Below are 16,398 nucleotides of genomic sequence, written 5' to 3'. Positions count from 1 at the left end.
TATGCAGTGCATCTTGCCCTAATATTTAAGATTCTATTTGTGGAGTGAATATGTCCGAACATCCTCAAGGACAAAAACATTGTTCATTTTGCGGTAAAACGCAGTCTGAAGTCGGGAAACTGATTGCAGGTGAGGACGCATATATTTGTAATGAGTGTGTGGATGTCTGCTTAGACCTTGTACAAACCAGCCAACAGGTTGAAGCAGGGGACTGGGCGAGTAAGGCATTACCAAAACCACATGAAATACGTGCTGCGCTTGATCAATATGTGATTGGTCAAGATCTTGCCAAAAAGACATTATCTGTTGCGGTTTATAACCATTATAAACGCCTGAAAGTTGGTCATAATGGCCATGTGTCTAAAGAAGTAGAAATTGCTAAAAGTAACATTCTACTGATTGGACCTACAGGTTCGGGTAAAACTTTACTTGCGCAAACATTGGCTCGCCTTTTAGATGTTCCATTTGCAATGGCAGATGCAACGACATTAACCGAAGCTGGTTATGTAGGTGAAGATGTTGAAAATATTGTACAAAAGCTTTTGCAAAAAGCAGACTACGATGTAGAGAAAGCTCAGAAGGGCATTATCTATATTGACGAAATTGACAAGATTACTCGTAAATCTGAAAACCCGTCAATTACACGTGATGTTTCTGGTGAAGGTGTACAACAAGCATTGTTAAAAATGATTGAAGGTACAGTGGCTTCTATTCCTCCGCAAGGTGGACGTAAGCATCCGCAGCAAGAGTTTATCCAAATTGACACTTCGAATATCTTGTTTATTTGTGGTGGTGCTTTTTCTGGTTTGGAAAAAATTGTACAGCAGCGTCAAGAGAAAGGCGGTATTGGTTTTACAGCTGATGTTAAAAACAAAGATGAAACCAAAAAACTTGCTGAATTGTTCCGTCAGGTTGAGCCAACCGACTTAGTGAAATTTGGTTTAATTCCAGAATTCATTGGTCGTTTACCGGTGATTGCGACTCTTGAAGAGTTGGACGAAGAAGCATTAATGCAAATTTTGACTGAGCCAAAAAATGCATTAACTCGTCAATATCAATATCTTTTCACCATGGAAAATGTTGATCTGATTTTTGAAGATTCTGCATTGCGTGCGATTGCGAAGAAAGCACTTGAACGTAATACGGGCGCGCGTGGTCTACGTTCTATTATGGAAAACGTACTGCTTGAAACCATGTACGATTTACCAAGCCGTAATGATGTTGGAACAGTCATTATTAATGAGGCGGTAATTAATGGCGAAGCAGAGCCTGTTTATCAGTCTGAGCGTCAGCCTAAAGAAGCTGTAACACATGAAAGTGTTGCAAAGGCTGATTTAAAGGTGATTGATTCGAAGTCTGCATAGATTTCATTCATCTAAAAAGCATGAATCGCTCCGGTGATTCGTGCTTTTTTTGTTTTCAATTTATGTGGGTGGTGTTAATCTTAAAAATACAAAATGCGCATAGTTTTGCGGTGTAAAAAATAAATCAAAAACAAAACGCTTTGAGGGATGCCATGCGTTATTTAATCGTATCTTTGTGCTGTGCCGGACTGTTTGTGGGCTGTCAAAGTTCATCTCATTTAGAAAAAAATACGGGTGAATTGACTGCAACCTTACCTAAAGTCGATGTTGAAAAAGAACCCGGATTATTAGACCAATATCACGTAGGTGGTTTTGCGATGGGTGGTTGGGTTAATCAAAAATTGGGTCAGACCTTTGCTCCAGTCAAACCACAAAATGAACAAGCTGCTGTCGTTTATCTTTATCGTCCAGATACGAAATGGAATCGTCAGGAAATCGCAGCGATTAACCTGTTTGTAAATGGTAAGCGGATTCCGAGCCTATTACATAATCATTATTACTGGATTGAATTGCCAGCAGGAACTTATCGTCTTTCTGCGAGTCGCCCTTTATTGGGGATTCATTTTCAAGAACCAAAATATATGGATATAACAGTGGAGGCTGGAACGTCTTATTATTTGAAATATGATGAAGAAAATAAAATGGATCGAGGTGAACACACTGGGCCATTTATGTTAATGCAAGATAATATTGGCCGTAGAGAAATTGCCTTTACCGAATTGAAATCTTCAAGCTACAATTTCGTGGCAGAAGATGCATCAGGCAAGATTAGACATAAGCCACAAGAATTAAAACCTGCCAAATATGATGAAAAATCAGATGTGCATCTGATTAAGCCTTTTAAATTATGGAATCCTTTAACTTGGTAACGACCTGCAAAAGATAAAGAAAAGTTAAGACTTTTCTTTATCTTTCATGAGTGGCGCAATAATTTTAAGCATCTCTTCTTGCATATGATCCCGTGCTTTAGGGTCATTAAAGGTCTGTTGTCCTAACTCCATCATATATTCTGAAATTTGCCCCATAATCTGTACGTTTTTACGCGTAATCGATTGGCCTTCTGGGGTTTTTAAAAATTTAAGATTCGCTTGGATCTCTTCTTCAGAATATGTCTTTAAGTAAATATCTTGTAAAGCTTGCACAGTTTTAGGATTGCTGATGAGTTGGTTACTTGAATCTTTCAATAGTAAGCTGAGCTTTTTCGCAGCTTCTTTTTCTTTCGGGCCTAGGGTTTTGATGCCTGTAATATTACTAACGATCTGTTCTGCCTGTTGATCATAATAAGGCGTTAATTCATTAATTGATTCTTTAAGTAGGTAATCAATTTGGCTAATTTGCATGAGTTCTTTCACTGAACTTAACTTGGCAGGAGAGGCAAATAAGCTTGTAGTAATGCAGCTTAAGCAGAGGCTGATTGAAAGATTTTTAAGAATAGGGCGAATAGTCATGAAATGACCTATATTCAATATATGGTGAGAGAGTGCATTTATTAATAGCACAGATTAACGAAGCAATTGTTACAATTCTTTTCAATGTTTAAAATAAAAAAGAAGGTAAAAAAAAAGCACCGAATTCGGTGCTTTTCTTGATTAGCCTGCCGCAGCGTCGACTACTGGAATTTTTCCAATTTTTGCTTGCCAGATTTTTGGAGCAATTGCATGAATTGATGTACCGTTTACATCAACTGCAACAGAAACAGGCATATCTTCAACTACGAATTTGTAGATTGCTTCCATACCTAAGTCTGCAAACGCAACAACTTCAGCTTCGCGAACAGCTTTAGATACAAGATAAGCTGCACCACCAACTGCCATTAAGTAAGTTGCTTTGTTGTCTTTGATTGCTTCAATTGCTGTAGGACCACGATCAGCCTTACCAATCATGCCAAACAAGCCAGTATGCTCAAGTACTTTACGTGTGAATTTATCCATACGTGTTGCAGTTGTAGGGCCAGCAGGACCAACAACTTCGTCACCCACTGGATCAACTGGACCAACGTAGTAAATAAACTTACCTTTAAGATCAACTGGTAATTCTTCACCGTTGTCGATCATTTCAACCATACGTTTGTGCGCAGCATCACGACCTGTGTACATTGTTCCGCTAAGGAGTAATGTGTCACCTGGTTTCCAAGAATCCATTTCTGCTTGAGTAATGGTATCAAGGTTTACACGTTTAGATTTTGAAGAATCCCAAGTTACAGATGGGTAGTCTTCAAGTTTAGGTGCCTGAATATGAGCTACACCTGAACCATCAAGCTGGAAGTGAGCGTGACGAGTAGCAGCACAGTTAGGAATCATACCTACTGGTTTGCCCGCAGCGTGACATGGGTAATCTTTAATTTTAATATCAAGAACAGTTGTTAAACCGCCAAGACCTTGAGCACCAATACCAAGTGCGTTTACTTTTTCAAAGATTTCGATACGAAGTTCTTCGATTTTGCTTTCTGGGCCACGACGAAGTAATTCGTCCATGTTGATTTCTTCCATGAGTGCTTCTTTAGCAAGCATCATGGCTTTTTCAGCAGTACCACCAATACCAATACCGAGCATGCCAGGAGGACACCAGCCTGCACCCATTGTTGGTACAGTTTTAAGTACCCAATCAACAATCGAGTCAGATGGGTTAAGCATCGCAAGTTTAGATTTGTTTTCTGAACCGCCACCTTTAGCAGCAACAGTAATATCTACTTTGTTACCCGGAACGAGTTTGTAGTGAATTACAGCAGGGGTATTATCTTTTGTATTTTTACGACCAAATGCTGGGTCTGCAAGTACAGATGCACGAAGAACGTTACTATTTTCAAGGTAACCTTGGCGAACACCTTCATTTACTGCATCATCTAAGCTCATTGTTAAATCAAATTTAACATCTAAGCCCACTTCAAGGAAAACGTTAACAATACCAGTATCTTGGCAAATTGGACGATGACCTTCCGCACACATGCGAGAGTTAATTAAAATTTGTGCAATTGCATCCTTTGCAGCTTGGTTTTCTTCGCGATCATAAGCACGGCTCATCGCTTGGATAAAGTCTTGCGGGTGATAGTACGAAATAAACTGTAGGGCGTCCTTGATCGATGTAATCAAGTCATCTTGTTTGATAATCGTTGTCATACCAGAAAATCTCTTGAGCGGGCTGTTAGCTAGCGGGCTAAATTATATGACAAAAAGATCGTTTTGTGGGAGATTGGTTGATCTTTTGACCGAAAGTCGCATAGGACTATATAGGGGACATTTAAACGTCAGAGATAGGAAAATTATTTATTTTGAAACGATTAAAATAAAAAAAGCCATTTGAGCGGACATCAAATGGCGAGAGGTAGAAACAGATAAAATTATATTAATTATTTAGCAGCAGCTTGCTGTTCAGCCTGAATTGCTGTTAATGCAATGGTAAACACGATGTCATCTACCAAAGCTCCGCGAGACAAATCATTTACAGGTTTGTTTAGACCTTGCAGCATTGGTCCAACGCTTACAACATTTGCAGCACGTTGTACTGCTTTATAAGTCGTGTTGCCCGTATTTAAATCAGGGAAAATAAATACATTGGCACGGCCTGCAACTCGCGATTCTGGTGCTTTTTGGCGACCAACGCTTTCAACTGAAGCTGCATCGTATTGAAGTGGTCCATCAATAAGTAAATCAGGGCGACGTTGCTGAGCAATTTGAGTGGCTTGTTGTACCTTCTCAACATCTGCACCTGTGCCAGATGTTCCAGTTGAATAACTGATCATGGCAATACGTGGATCAATCCCAAAAGCTTTTGCTGAGTCAGCAGACTGAATTGCAATTTCAGCCAGTTGTTCTGCTGTAGGATCTGGATTAATCGCACAGTCGCCGTACACATAAACTTCATCTGGTAACAGCATAAAGAAGATGGATGAAACCAGTGAATATTCTGGGGCTGTTTTGATGAGCTGGAAAGCTGGGCGGACCGTATTTGCTGTGGTGTGTACTGCACCGGAAACTAAGCCATCTACTTCGTTCAAGGCTAACATCATTGTACCGAGTACTACGGTGTCTTGAAGTTGTTCTTTGGCCTGAAGCTCGTTGAGTTTACCTTTACGCAGCTCGACCATTGGTGCTACATATTGATCGCGAATGCTATCTGGATCAACAATTGCTAATCCGGCTGGTAATTCAATACCACGGGCTTTTGCAACATCCTGAACCGCCTCTGGTTTTGCCAGTAAAATACAGTCAGCAATGCCACGTGCCTGACAAATTGCTGCTGCTTGAATGGTGCGTGGCTCATCGCCTTCAGGCAATACAATTCGTTTTTTCGCTGCAATCGATTTTTGCACTAGTTCATGACGAAAAGCCGATGGAGATAGGCGAGGGGTAGCTACATTGTTACTGTGCTGCTTAAGCCATTCGACATCAATATGACTTGAAACAAAACGAGTCACTTGTTCCGCACGCTCAGTATCATCGACAGGAATTTCATTACCAAAGTCAGATAAACGCTGAGCAGTTTCTAATGTATTGAGACGTGTATGTAAAATTGGCAAGCCTTGCTTGATCGCACTTTGGCAAAACTCTAAAAGCTCAGGAGCTGGGGCTTCACGTTCAGTAAGAACCAAACCTGCGAGTGGAATACCATTGCTGGTTGCCAAACTACTTGCAAGTAATACATCTGTACGTTCAGATGCACTAATAATCAGTTCACCCGCAATAAACTTATTCAGTTCATATTCAATGCTTGAGGCAATTAAACTCGAATGCAAAATACGACGTGTTTTAGCTTCACCTTGATGTACCCATTGCCCATCAATGACGTTCGCAATATCTAATATTCTAGGTACGCTCAGCGTGTTACTAAATGGAACTAAACCAATAATCGGTAAATCGCTAGAGCCAAAATAACGATTATATTTTTGCAGTTCGGTCGTAAATTTTGCGATGTCTTCAGTTGGGCGTAATGATGGATCAAATGCGACAGGAATTTGTGCTGTTTCTTCAGTTAATCCACGTGTACGCATGAAAAGCACACCCGCAGTACGATTTGAAGCCGCACCACCAAACTGGCGTAAATGAGCATCTACTTTTTCTGCGGCTTTTTTCGGATTTTGAATATCTGCTGTACTGACCAATACGACTTCCGCATCAAGTGCTTGTGCAAGACTTGCGTTGAGTTCACTGGCGAAGTGGTCTTGTCCATTTGGCAATAAGCCTTCCACAATAATGACATCATGGTCTGCTGCAACACTGCGGTGAAGACTAACAGCTTCTTCAAGTAATTCATCTACTTCCCCAGCAGCAATAAGCTGAGTTAATTTTTCATGCGAAATAGATTGAACGGTTTTACTTTGAAATAAATGACCAAATAATGAAGTTGTTCGGTCAAGATGTTCTTGGTCTTCTTGAGAAAATGGTTTTAAAAAGCCTGCTTTAATCCCGTTACAATCAAGTGCGTAAATCATGCCTAAGCAGGCAGAGGTTAAACCAACCCCTTCGCCTGTAGGAATCAATAAAATTGTATTCATATAAACCTATAAATAAACGAATATCGGGTTTTCGCTAAAATTTGATTAAGCAAGGCTCGCTACAGATACTGTAGTTCCTGCCGCTTCAACAACTTGACGGGTTTCTTTGGCAATACGGCCTTCTTCGTCTGTAGGAATGACCCAAATTTGAGGCCCTGTTCCATTGTCGATTCGGCCTTCAGTACCACGTTTTAAGTTGTTGTTTTGATCTTTATCAAGCTGCAAACCAAAATGAGGTAAATACGCTAAGGTTTTTTCTCGAATATATGCTGAGTTTTCGCCAATACCGCCTGTGAAAATGAGGCCGTCTAAAGTTGGTAAACCACAGCTTAATGCTGCAAGTGATTTTGCAAGGCGATAACTAAAGACTTCAATTGCAAGACTGGCATCTTCATTGCCATTTTCTGCCGCTTCAATGACCGTACGCATATCATTAGACAGTTGTGATAAGCCAAGTAAGCCACTTTCGTTATTTAAAACTTTATCAATTTTTGCTAAATCCCAACCGAGGTTTTTCGCAAGGAAGCTATGTAGGCTTGGATCAACGTCACCACTACGAGTTCCCATCACCACACCTTCAAGTGGAGTAAGGCCCATAGACGTATCAACACTTTGTCCGTTCCATACCGCACAAGTTGAACTGCCATTTCCTAAATGTGCTGTTAACCATCCACCTTTTTTCAGGTTGCCCGCAAGCTCACTTGCTTTATCAGACACATAGGCATGACTTGTGCCATGGAAGCCATAACGGCGGACGTTGTGATCAGTATATAAAAACTTAGGAATTGCATAACGGTATGCATGCGCTGGCATGGTTTGATGGAATGCTGTGTCAAATACGGCAACTTGAGGTAATTCAGGGAATAGGCGTACGGTTGCGTCAATACCAATTAAATGTGCTGGGTTGTGAAGCGGAGCCAAAGGCGTCGCAGCGCGAATACGTTCAATAATTTCAGGAGTGAGTAATTCTGCTTTGGTTAAACTACCGCCGTGTACAACACGATGTCCGATTGCTTGCGGTTTGTAGTTGGCTAGACGCGCAAGTAAAGTTTCTAAAGCTTTGGCATGATCAGCATAAGGGATAGCAAGTTCAAGTGGTTCACCACCAACTGTCACTCCCTTAATCCGAGCATCGGCTGCCCCTAGGTTTTCTGCTAAACCGTAAATACGATCTTCACGACGTTCTGAAACCAGCGCGTATTTAATAGATGAAGAGCCGCAATTGATAACTAATACTGATGTAGCCACGTTGAAATACTCACGTCCTGATTTAAAATAGTTTTCCTAACTTCCTGTTCGACATGTATTATTTTTAAATACATTTTGAACGGGTTGTCATGTTTTAACATGTGTTGTTTTTCTGTCCAAGATAGACTTTAGCCCATTAGACTTAAGCACTATGATTTTTAAGCTGTTTATAACTAATATTTAGTCAGTATAGATGTTAATCTCTGTGTGGCTTATTTTTTATGCAGGAATTGATCAGTTTTTTGTATATTTTTATGAAAAATAAAACCTGAACCAAATATGTATTTTAAGAGCCAGAGGTCGATCCTTTAATAAAAGGACGAGCAAACTCCTTAAATTAAATTTTAAGAATATATTACAAATAATATACGTAATTGAAATTCAGATTTAGGGGTATTAATGGAAATTAAAAAGAATAAAAAGTGGACTTATTAAAACTAAAAACTAGAGTGAAAAGCTCATCATTTATATATTGTTAAATATATTTTATTGTATTGATATTACAATAATTTTCCCGTATTTACCGAAGTTTGGTTTCAGCATAAATATATCCAAATTTTAAATGGGCTTTCTGTCTCAAACCTAAGCTTGCTCTACCGTTAAGCTTTGTGCTGAGGTCATTACAGCAGCATTGGCTGGGGTTGCATGTCGCTTTTTGCCTGAATAATATTGTTCATCCTTTTTCAAATGATCATAAAAATATATCATTTGGTTTATTTTTATTTCCCGGCTTATCCGGTTGTACAGGAGCGTCCTGCATGGACTTGCCGAATTCTATACTGGCAAAAGTTACCGAGCGTGTCATCGCACGTAGTCAAAAAACTCGTTCTGCATATTTACAACGTATTGAACATGCACAAGGCAAATTTCCTGCTCGTGGCGCACTTTCATGTGCCAATCTGGCTCATGGTTTTGCCAGCATGGAAGATAATGAAAAATTAATTATTAAAGTAGGTCGTGAGCCAAATATTGGGATTGTATCTTCATATAACGAGATGCTTTCGGCTCATGCACCCTATAAAACATTTCCAGATCTAATTAAAACAGCTGCTCGCGAAAATGGAGGGGTAGCACAGTTTGCTGGTGGTGTACCTGCAATGTGTGATGGTATTACTCAAGGTAATGCTGGCATGGAACTATCATTGTTCTCTCGTGAAACGATTGCAATGAGCACGGCTATTGCATTATCTCATAACATGTTCGACGCAGCTTTATGTTTGGGTGTTTGCGATAAGATCGTGCCGGGATTATTGATTGGTGCTTTGCAGTTCGGCTATTTACCTACTATTTTTGTGCCGGCTGGCCCAATGACTAGTGGTTTGTCTAATGATGATAAAGCTAAAATTCGTCAGCAATTTGCAACTGGTCAAGTTGGTCGAGATGCTCTGCTAGAGGCTGAGTCAGCTGCCTATCATGGACAAGGTACATGTACATTTTATGGTACGGCTAACAGTAACCAGATGCTGATGGAAGTGATGGGTTTACACCTTCCAAGTGCTGCATTTGTTCATCCTCACACACCATTACGCGATGCACTCACCGCAGAAGCTGCGATTCGTGTACTTGATTTAACAGTTGAGCGCGGAAACTACACGCCAATTGGTCATGTTGTTGATGAAAAAGCAATTATAAACGGCATTGTGGCATTGCTCGCAACAGGTGGTTCAACGAACCATACTTTGCATCTTATTGCGATTGCTCGTGCTGCTGGAATATTAATTGACTGGGACGACTTTGATGAATTGTCGGCTGTTGTTCCATTGCTCGCAAAAATCTATCCAAATGGTAAAGCCGATGTAAACCATTTTCAGGCTGCGGGTGGGGTTGCTTTCTTAATTCGTAATTTGCTTGAAGCTGGCTTGTTGCATAACGATGTAACTACAGTGGCTGGTAAAGGTTTGCAACATTACACCAAAGAACCAAAACTGATTGATGGCAAGCTTACTTGGGTCGATGGCGTGGTTCAAAGCCTTGATGACAAAGTATTGCGTAGCATTGATGCGCCGTTTCAACCAGATGGTGGCTTGCGTTTAATGCAAGGACGTTTAGGCCGTGGTGTAATCAAGATTTCTGCTGTTGCGCCAGAACATCGTAAAGTTAAAGCGCCAGCAATTGTGTTTGATTCTCAAGAAGCGGTGCAAGCAGCGTTTGATCGTGGTGAGTTGCATCGAGACTTTATTGCAGTCGTTCGTTTCCAAGGCGCACGCGCTAATGGTATGCCAGAACTACATCGTTTAACTCCTGTGTTAGGTGTTTTACAAGACCAAGGTTTTCATGTTGCTTTAGTGACCGATGGCCGTATGTCTGGTGCTTCAGGCAAAGTTCCTGCGGTGATTCATCTATCTCCAGAAGCATTATTGAGCGGTCCGATTGGCAAAGTTCAAACAGGAGATATGTTGGTTATTGATGCTGAAGCTGGCGTGCTTGATGTCGAGCTAGATGAAGCTGTTTGGCAGTCACGCCCTGTTGCACAGCCAGAACATCAGGCAGAAAACGAAGTTGGCTTTGGCCGTGAATTATTTGGTGTTTTCCGTGCTGCTGCTGCGCCAGCTGAACATGGAGCATCTGTGTTTGGTGCATTAGTTGGTGAAACTTCACCAGAGCAGATTTGAATCAAAGGAACTGAAAAAATAATGATTAAAATTGAAGATATCGTCAAATTAGGTCCAGTTGTTCCCGTATTGGCATTTGATTCTGCCGAGCAAGGTGAACATGTATCACGTGCTTTACATGCAGGTGGTGTGAAAGTATTAGAAATTACGTTACGTACTGCGGCAGGTCTTGCTGCTATTGAGCGTGCGAGCCAGTTGGCTGATGACATTGTGGTTGGTGTAGGAACAATTACCAAACCAGAACATTGTGCTCAAGCTAAAAAAGCAGGTGCTCAATTTGGTGTGTCGCCGGGTTTGACTAAGGATCTGCATTTGGCTGCACAAGATGCTGGCTTGCCTTTATTACCGGGTGTGATGACACCAAGTGATCTGATTCAGGCAATTGAATTAGGCTATGAGATTGTAAAGTTTTTTCCAGCTCAGCAAGCGGGTGGAGTTGAGATGCTAAAAGCCTTTTATGGTCCATTTCCAAACTTACGTTTTTGCCCTACAGGTGGAATTACGGCGGAGTCAGCGCCAGATTTCTTAAAACAACCAAACGTAGTTTGTGTGGGTGGGTCATGGTTAACACCTAAATCTGTTGTAGCTACACAAGACTGGGCTGAAATTACTCGTTTAGCTCAAGTGGCTAGTCAGTTGAGAGCACTTTAAATGTAGTTAATATTTATAAAAAATGAAGTGCATTTGTTGTGCTTTAGAGATTGCGTCGATGTGACCAGTAAGTGCTGGTCACACCTAAATATAAGAAATTAGTGTCTTAACAGTAGGAATTACTGTGGTTGAAGACCTTTGTTTGGGCAGTCTGCCTAAATAGCATTATTCCAAGGAGAAGTGTCACATGGAGACGGTTCAGGGTGGCATGTTGCTTATCTACACTGTAATCGCGATTATTGCATTGGTTGTCATGATCGCGAAGTTCAGAATTTATCCATTTCTGGTTCTTATTATTGTTTCACTCGGTTTAGCTTTAGCCGTTGGCATGCCAATGGGCGACATTGTTAAGTCATATGAAGCTGGTACTGGCAAAACCTTGGGTCACCTTGCGATTGTGATTGCACTGGGAACCATGCTCGGTAAAATGATGGCCGAGTCAGGTGGTGCCGAGCGAATAGCAATTACTTTGATTAAATGGTTTGGTGAGAAAAATATTCACTGGGCCATGATGTTTATTGCCCTTATTGTTGGTCTTCCCGTATTTTTCGAAGTAGGTTTCGTTCTACTCATTCCAATTGCATTCAATATTGCAAAAAGAACAGGTAAATCATTACTGATTGTTGGTTTGCCGATGGTCGCAGGTTTGTCCGTTGTGCATGGCTTAATTCCACCACATCCGGCAGCATTGTTGGCAGTACAGGCATATCACGCTGATATTGGTAAAACGATTGCCTACAGTTTGTTGGTGGGCGTCCCAACTGCCATTGTGGCAGGGCCGTTGTATGCGCTATGGATCAATAAATATGTCAAATTGCCTGAGAACAATCCCTTGTTTAAGCAATTTGTTGAGGTAGATAAGAAAGAAACTCGTGAGCTACCAAGCTTTGGAATTACCTTATTTACGATTATGTTGCCTGTCGTATTAATGTTAATCGGAAGCTGGGCTGATCTTTTCTTTGCACCACAAACTTTCGCAAACGATTTACTACGTTTCATTGGCACTTCTGATATCGCATTGCTTATTGCCGTACTGGTCAGCTTTATTACCTTTGGTACCATGCAGGGCTTTAACCGTGAACAGATTGAAAAGTTCTGTGGCGGATGTTTGGCTTCTATTGCCGGAATAATGTTGATTGTCGGTGCTGGTGGTGGTTTTGGCGGTATTTTACGTGACAGTGGTATTTCTAATGAGATCGTTTCTACAGCCTTGAAGGCAAATTTATCACCGTTATTGTTGGGCTGGTTAGTTGCAGCATTGATTCGTTTGGCAACAGGTTCGGCAACGGTTGCTATGGCTACTGCTTGTAGTATTGTTGCTCCAATTGCAGCCACGGCAGGCGTCGCAGTTAGACCTGAACTTTTGGTACTTGCCACAGGCTCAGGTTCATTAGTTTTCTCACATGTAAATGATGCGGGTTTCTGGTTAATCAAAGAATATTTCGGTATGACAGTGGGGCAGACACTCAAAACTTGGTCGGTATTGGAAACGATCATTTCGGTGTTGGGATTATCTTTCACGCTACTGCTTAGCACTATTTTATAATTAGAGGTAAGTGATCCATGATTGTGATTGCAATGGGTGTCTGTGGAACAGGCAAAACGCTGATTGGTGAGTTGCTATCGGAGCATCTGGCTTGCGAGTTTCTCGATGGAGATACACTGCATTCAGCTGCAAATAAAAGTAAGATGAGTCAAGGTATTCCTTTGACTGATGAAGACCGTTTACCTTGGTTACACGCGATTCGTAAGGCTATCGAAGAGAAACAGCAGGCAGGTGAGACGGCAGTGTTTACCTGCTCTTCACTGAAGCGCGCTTACCGAGATATTTTACGTGGATATGACCAGAATGTGCAGTTTGTATATTTAAAAGGGTCATATGAATTGCTACAGCAACGTCTTGCTGAGCGGGCAGGTCATTTCTTTGATCCATCGTTATTGCAGACTCAGCTTGATACATTAGAAGAGCCAGATGTAAATGAAGCGATTACGATTGATATCATATTGACCCCTGAGCAAATTGTTACGCAGGTAATGCAGAAACTTGGTGTGATTAGTGATGTGTGTCAGGAATAATAATCCTAAAAATACTGAATGATGGAAACAAAAACGCCTGATCAATATCAGGCGTTTTTTTTTGGTTTAGCTCAATTATTGGCGAATCTGGCCGTCACCTAACACAATCCATTTCTGAGAAGTTAGGCCTTCTAAACCTACTGGGCCACGCGCATGGATTTTATCGGTAGAGATACCAATTTCTGCACCTAAGCCATATTCAAAACCATCAGCAAAACGAGTTGATGCATTGACAACCACTGAACTCGAATCTACACGAGCTAAGAACTGACGGGCCAAAGTATAGTTTTCAGTCACAATTGCATCAGTGTGATGTGAACCATATTTGTTGATATGGTCAATTGCTTCATCAATACCGCTAACAACTTTAACTGCAAGAATTGGCCCTAAATATTCGGTATACCAATCTTCTTCTGTCGCAGGTTTTACAGATGCACCTAAAATACGGCGTGTTTCTGGACAGCCACGGAGCTCAACTTGTTTTTCTGCATAAAGTTCAGCAATGCGTGGTAAGAAAACGTCTGCAATTCTTTCATCAACGAGCAGCGTTTCCATCGCATTACAAACGCCATAACGGTGAGTTTTGGCATTTAAGGTAATTGGTAAAGCTTTTTGCAAGTCTGCTTGTGCCTCAACAAATACATGGCAGTTGCCATCAAGATGCTTAATGACTGGAATGCGCGCTTCATTGGTTACACGCTCAATTAAACTTTTGCCGCCGCGTGGAACAATCACATCCACATATTCAGTCATGGTAATGAGGTGACCAACAGCCGCACGGTCAGAAGTGCTAATAACTTGCACTGAATGTTCAGGTAAGCCAGCAACTGTTAAGCCATGCTTAATTGCTTCAGCAATTGCTTTATTTGACTCTAGTGCTTCTGAACCACCACGCAAAATAATAGCATTACCAGATTTAATCGCTAAAGATGCAGCTTCAAGGGTTACGTTTGGACGTGATTCGTAAATCATTCCAACCACACCTAAAGGCACTCGCATTTTACCAATTTGAATGCCTGTGGGGCGATATGCAAGATCAGTAATTTCCCCAATAGGATCGACAAGTGCGATCACATCTTTTAAACCTTGCAACATTCCTTTAAAACGTGCGGGTGTAAGTTCAAGACGATCAAGCAATGCGCTGTCGAGCTGATTGCTACGACCTTTATCCATGTCGATTTGATTCGCTGCCAAAATTTCTGCCTGATTATTTTCTAAAGCAGTATAAATAGCAGAGAGAGCATGATTTTTTAGTGAGGTAGAAGCACTTGTTAAGACACGAGAAGCTTGACGTGCTTGTTGTCCCACCTGTTGCATATATTGTTCAATTGAGTCTTGCATAGCATTTTTTAATCATTTACCAATGACTAAGATAGTAGCAGTCAAATGCGGAACAATGAATGGCTTTTTTTGAAAAATGTGACCGCCATAAAAAAACATTTAAATATTTTGCAAACTATTAGCGACTTAAACAAGATGAGCGGTCATTTGAGCGATTGCGTATATTTCACACAATTGTTTAGAATGTTATTGTGCAATACAAACTAATACAAATTTTAAAGTTTTGTGCATAAAAGATTACGTGTTCAAGAAGGAACTCTTGCAGCATAAAAAAATTACAGCAAGGAGGAAGCAAGGATATGAATTCCATTATTCAAATGGATTCGGAGATCAACCAAGCTTATGCCGGTTTTGGCTTTTTCGATATCTACCATAGAGATAGTTTTAAACAACCTGCTCGGACAACATGGATTGACGGCTGGAAAATTGAATATATGGCGATTGCCGATCCAAAAACGATTCACAATACGCCAATTGTGATTGTGGGCGGTGCTTTCCAGAATTTTAATTCTTATAAATATTGTGTTGAACAATTATTTGAAAGCGGTCCGGTCATTTTAATCGATTTACCTTCGATGGGCGCAAATCAGCAAATTACCAATCGGGACACAGGAGTATCTGCGGGTACTTTAGAGCTACCTGATTTGTCTAAAATGTTGGGGCGCTGGCTAGATATTGTCGGACTACAAAAAGTTTCTGTTATGGGAATGTCTTTGGGGTCGGTAATCGCATCTTGCTTCGCTTATCATCGTCCAGAATTAATGGACCGCATGATTTTAATGGGCGTTATGCAAAAGACCCGAAAAAGTTGGCGAATGATTTTGGAAGAGTCGCTTAAGCTCATGCAAGAAAACCGTATGGAAGAGTTTGGGCAAGCCGTGATTTTGTATTTGGTTAATCATGCCAAATTAGATAAAACTCGCATGTCACCTACAGCTAAAAAATTATTTTTTAGGCAAATGGCTGAGTTTACGGGCACCGAGCGAGAACGTTATGAAATTAACTGTAATCGTCTTTTGCGTTTAACGGATGTACCCATTCCAGATTGTAAAACGCTGGTTGCTGCAGGGCAATACGATAGCTTTACTTTGCCACATGAAAATGCAAATTTTGCTTTGCAATGTCCAGATATGGAATTTGCACTTATTGCAAATGCTGACCATGTACCTCAGTTGCAGCGCCGTAAAGAAACCATGAGTTTGTTCACCACATTTTTGAAAGGGGAGTCTATCCAAAATCTGGATGGTATTATTCCCATGACACGTGAACAAATGCAAAATATGGAACGCCGTGGTGAAGAACGAGTTCGAGTTTTGCAGCCAAAAACTCAACTTACTCACCGAGAGTTTGATGTACAGGTGCCTGTAACGATTGTGGATATCACATTCTTTGGTATGTATTTAAAAATGGATGAGGTTTCGCAGCTTGATTTTGTGAACGATTATCCACGTGACTTGGCACTGCATTTAGAAGATGAAGAGGGTACTTTTGCAATTGAGTGCTTAATTTTTGAAAGTACAGATCAAGGTATTCGAGCTTTGTTCAAACATGGTAGTTTTGAGCTAGCTGATCGTTTAAGCCGTTATATTACTCGTCAAAAACAAACCGTTTAATT

Annotated in this window: 14 protein-coding genes; 7 read left to right on the top strand and 7 right to left on the bottom strand. The window is 40.9% G+C overall.

Annotated features, from left to right (window positions below):
• Window positions 1-50: 50 nt before the first annotated feature.
• Together clpX and AC2117_RS16335 are read left to right on the top strand one after the other, a co-directional pair.
• Window positions 51-1,364, top strand: coding sequence for an ATP-dependent Clp protease ATP-binding subunit ClpX (gene clpX, locus AC2117_RS16340; protein WP_133975486.1), 1,314 nt, complete (start codon window positions 51-53; stop codon window positions 1,362-1,364).
• Window positions 1,365-1,516: 152 nt separating this feature from the next.
• Window positions 1,517-2,233 (top strand): DUF2846 domain-containing protein, encoded by a 717-nt coding sequence (locus AC2117_RS16335; protein ID WP_133975484.1) that lies wholly within the window; start codon window positions 1,517-1,519, stop codon window positions 2,231-2,233.
• Between the two features lie 24 nt (window positions 2,234-2,257).
• Here the strand turns inward: AC2117_RS16335 and AC2117_RS16330 are convergent, their stop codons facing one another.
• The 6 genes from AC2117_RS16330 to AC2117_RS19160 form a co-directional block, all read right to left on the bottom strand.
• Window positions 2,258-2,812 (bottom strand): DUF2059 domain-containing protein, encoded by a 555-nt coding sequence (locus AC2117_RS16330; protein ID WP_133975482.1) that lies wholly within the window; start codon window positions 2,810-2,812, stop codon window positions 2,258-2,260.
• Between the two features lie 141 nt (window positions 2,813-2,953).
• On the bottom strand, window positions 2,954-4,480 hold the full coding sequence (locus AC2117_RS16325; RefSeq protein WP_133975480.1) for a fumarate hydratase: 1,527 nt from the start codon (window positions 4,478-4,480) through the stop codon (window positions 2,954-2,956).
• A 230-nt stretch (window positions 4,481-4,710) separates the two neighbouring features.
• A complete protein-coding gene (pta, locus tag AC2117_RS16320) occupies window positions 4,711-6,855 on the bottom strand; it encodes a phosphate acetyltransferase (RefSeq protein WP_133975478.1) in 2,145 nt (714 codons plus the stop codon).
• Window positions 6,856-6,900: 45 nt separating this feature from the next.
• Entirely contained in the window at window positions 6,901-8,103 is a 1,203-nt protein-coding gene (locus AC2117_RS16315; protein ID WP_133975476.1) for an acetate/propionate family kinase, read from the bottom strand.
• Entirely contained in the window at window positions 8,085-8,204 is a 120-nt protein-coding gene (locus tag AC2117_RS16310; RefSeq protein ID WP_133975474.1) for a hypothetical protein, read from the bottom strand. The genes AC2117_RS16315 and AC2117_RS16310 overlap by 19 nt, the downstream gene beginning before the upstream one ends.
• A 481-nt stretch (window positions 8,205-8,685) precedes the next feature.
• Window positions 8,686-8,811 (bottom strand): hypothetical protein, encoded by a 126-nt coding sequence (locus tag AC2117_RS19160; RefSeq protein ID WP_262473208.1) that lies wholly within the window; start codon window positions 8,809-8,811, stop codon window positions 8,686-8,688.
• 50 nt (window positions 8,812-8,861) lie between these two features.
• On the opposite strand from AC2117_RS19160, the gene edd reads away from it, so the two are divergent.
• The 4 genes from edd (at window position 8,862) to AC2117_RS16290 (ending at window position 13,442) form a co-directional block, all read left to right on the top strand.
• On the top strand, window positions 8,862-10,715 hold the full coding sequence (edd, locus tag AC2117_RS16305; protein WP_133975472.1) for a phosphogluconate dehydratase: 1,854 nt from the start codon (window positions 8,862-8,864) through the stop codon (window positions 10,713-10,715).
• Window positions 10,716-10,736: 21 nt separating this feature from the next.
• Window positions 10,737-11,366, top strand: a complete 630-nt coding sequence (gene eda / locus AC2117_RS16300) for a bifunctional 4-hydroxy-2-oxoglutarate aldolase/2-dehydro-3-deoxy-phosphogluconate aldolase (protein WP_133975470.1) — start codon at window positions 10,737-10,739, stop codon at window positions 11,364-11,366.
• Between the two features lie 187 nt (window positions 11,367-11,553).
• A complete protein-coding gene (locus tag AC2117_RS16295) occupies window positions 11,554-12,912 on the top strand; it encodes a gluconate:H+ symporter (RefSeq protein WP_042894797.1) in 1,359 nt (452 codons plus the stop codon).
• Window positions 12,913-12,929: 17 nt separating this feature from the next.
• The gene (locus AC2117_RS16290; RefSeq protein ID WP_042894800.1) at window positions 12,930-13,442 is read left to right on the top strand and encodes a gluconokinase; all 513 of its coding nucleotides are present in this window, start codon (window positions 12,930-12,932) and stop codon (window positions 13,440-13,442) included.
• Window positions 13,443-13,517: 75 nt separating this feature from the next.
• Here the strand turns inward: AC2117_RS16290 and AC2117_RS16285 are convergent, their stop codons facing one another.
• Window positions 13,518-14,783: a glutamate-5-semialdehyde dehydrogenase gene (locus tag AC2117_RS16285; protein WP_133975468.1), complete on the bottom strand. Its 1,266-nt coding sequence runs from the start codon at window positions 14,781-14,783 to the stop codon at window positions 13,518-13,520.
• 299 nt (window positions 14,784-15,082) lie between these two features.
• On the opposite strand from AC2117_RS16285, the gene AC2117_RS16280 reads away from it, so the two are divergent.
• Window positions 15,083-16,396, top strand: coding sequence for an alpha/beta fold hydrolase (locus tag AC2117_RS16280; RefSeq protein WP_197730942.1), 1,314 nt, complete (start codon window positions 15,083-15,085; stop codon window positions 16,394-16,396).
• Window positions 16,397-16,398 lie beyond the last annotated feature (2 nt).

This window comes from Acinetobacter calcoaceticus, assembly GCF_900520355.1.
GTDB classification, from domain to species: domain Bacteria; phylum Pseudomonadota; class Gammaproteobacteria; order Pseudomonadales; family Moraxellaceae; genus Acinetobacter; species Acinetobacter calcoaceticus_C.
The sequence above is the reverse complement of the archived record's forward strand: the minus strand, read 5'-3'. Positions and strand labels throughout refer to the sequence as shown.

Bases quoted from the DNA above. Each gene is read 5' to 3' on its own strand.
- clpX (WP_133975486.1), top strand. From the start codon at position 51: ATGTCCGAACATCCTCAAGGACAAAAACATTGTTCATTTTGCGGTAAA.
- AC2117_RS16335 (WP_133975484.1), top strand. From the start codon at position 1,517: ATGCGTTATTTAATCGTATCTTTGTGCTGTGCCGGACTGTTTGTGGGC.
- AC2117_RS16330 (WP_133975482.1), bottom strand. From the start codon at position 2,812: ATGACTATTCGCCCTATTCTTAAAAATCTTTCAATCAGCCTCTGCTTA.
- AC2117_RS16325 (WP_133975480.1), bottom strand. From the start codon at position 4,480: ATGACAACGATTATCAAACAAGATGACTTGATTACATCGATCAAGGAC.
- pta (WP_133975478.1), bottom strand. From the start codon at position 6,855: ATGAATACAATTTTATTGATTCCTACAGGCGAAGGGGTTGGTTTAACC.
- AC2117_RS16310 (WP_133975474.1), bottom strand. From the start codon at position 8,204: ATGTTAAAACATGACAACCCGTTCAAAATGTATTTAAAAATAATACAT.
- AC2117_RS19160 (WP_262473208.1), bottom strand. From the start codon at position 8,811: ATGATATATTTTTATGATCATTTGAAAAAGGATGAACAATATTATTCA.
- edd (WP_133975472.1), top strand. From the start codon at position 8,862: ATGGACTTGCCGAATTCTATACTGGCAAAAGTTACCGAGCGTGTCATC.
- eda (WP_133975470.1), top strand. From the start codon at position 10,737: ATGATTAAAATTGAAGATATCGTCAAATTAGGTCCAGTTGTTCCCGTA.
- AC2117_RS16295 (WP_042894797.1), top strand. From the start codon at position 11,554: ATGGAGACGGTTCAGGGTGGCATGTTGCTTATCTACACTGTAATCGCG.
- AC2117_RS16290 (WP_042894800.1), top strand. From the start codon at position 12,930: ATGATTGTGATTGCAATGGGTGTCTGTGGAACAGGCAAAACGCTGATT.
- AC2117_RS16285 (WP_133975468.1), bottom strand. From the start codon at position 14,783: ATGCAAGACTCAATTGAACAATATATGCAACAGGTGGGACAACAAGCA.
- AC2117_RS16280 (WP_197730942.1), top strand. From the start codon at position 15,083: ATGAATTCCATTATTCAAATGGATTCGGAGATCAACCAAGCTTATGCC.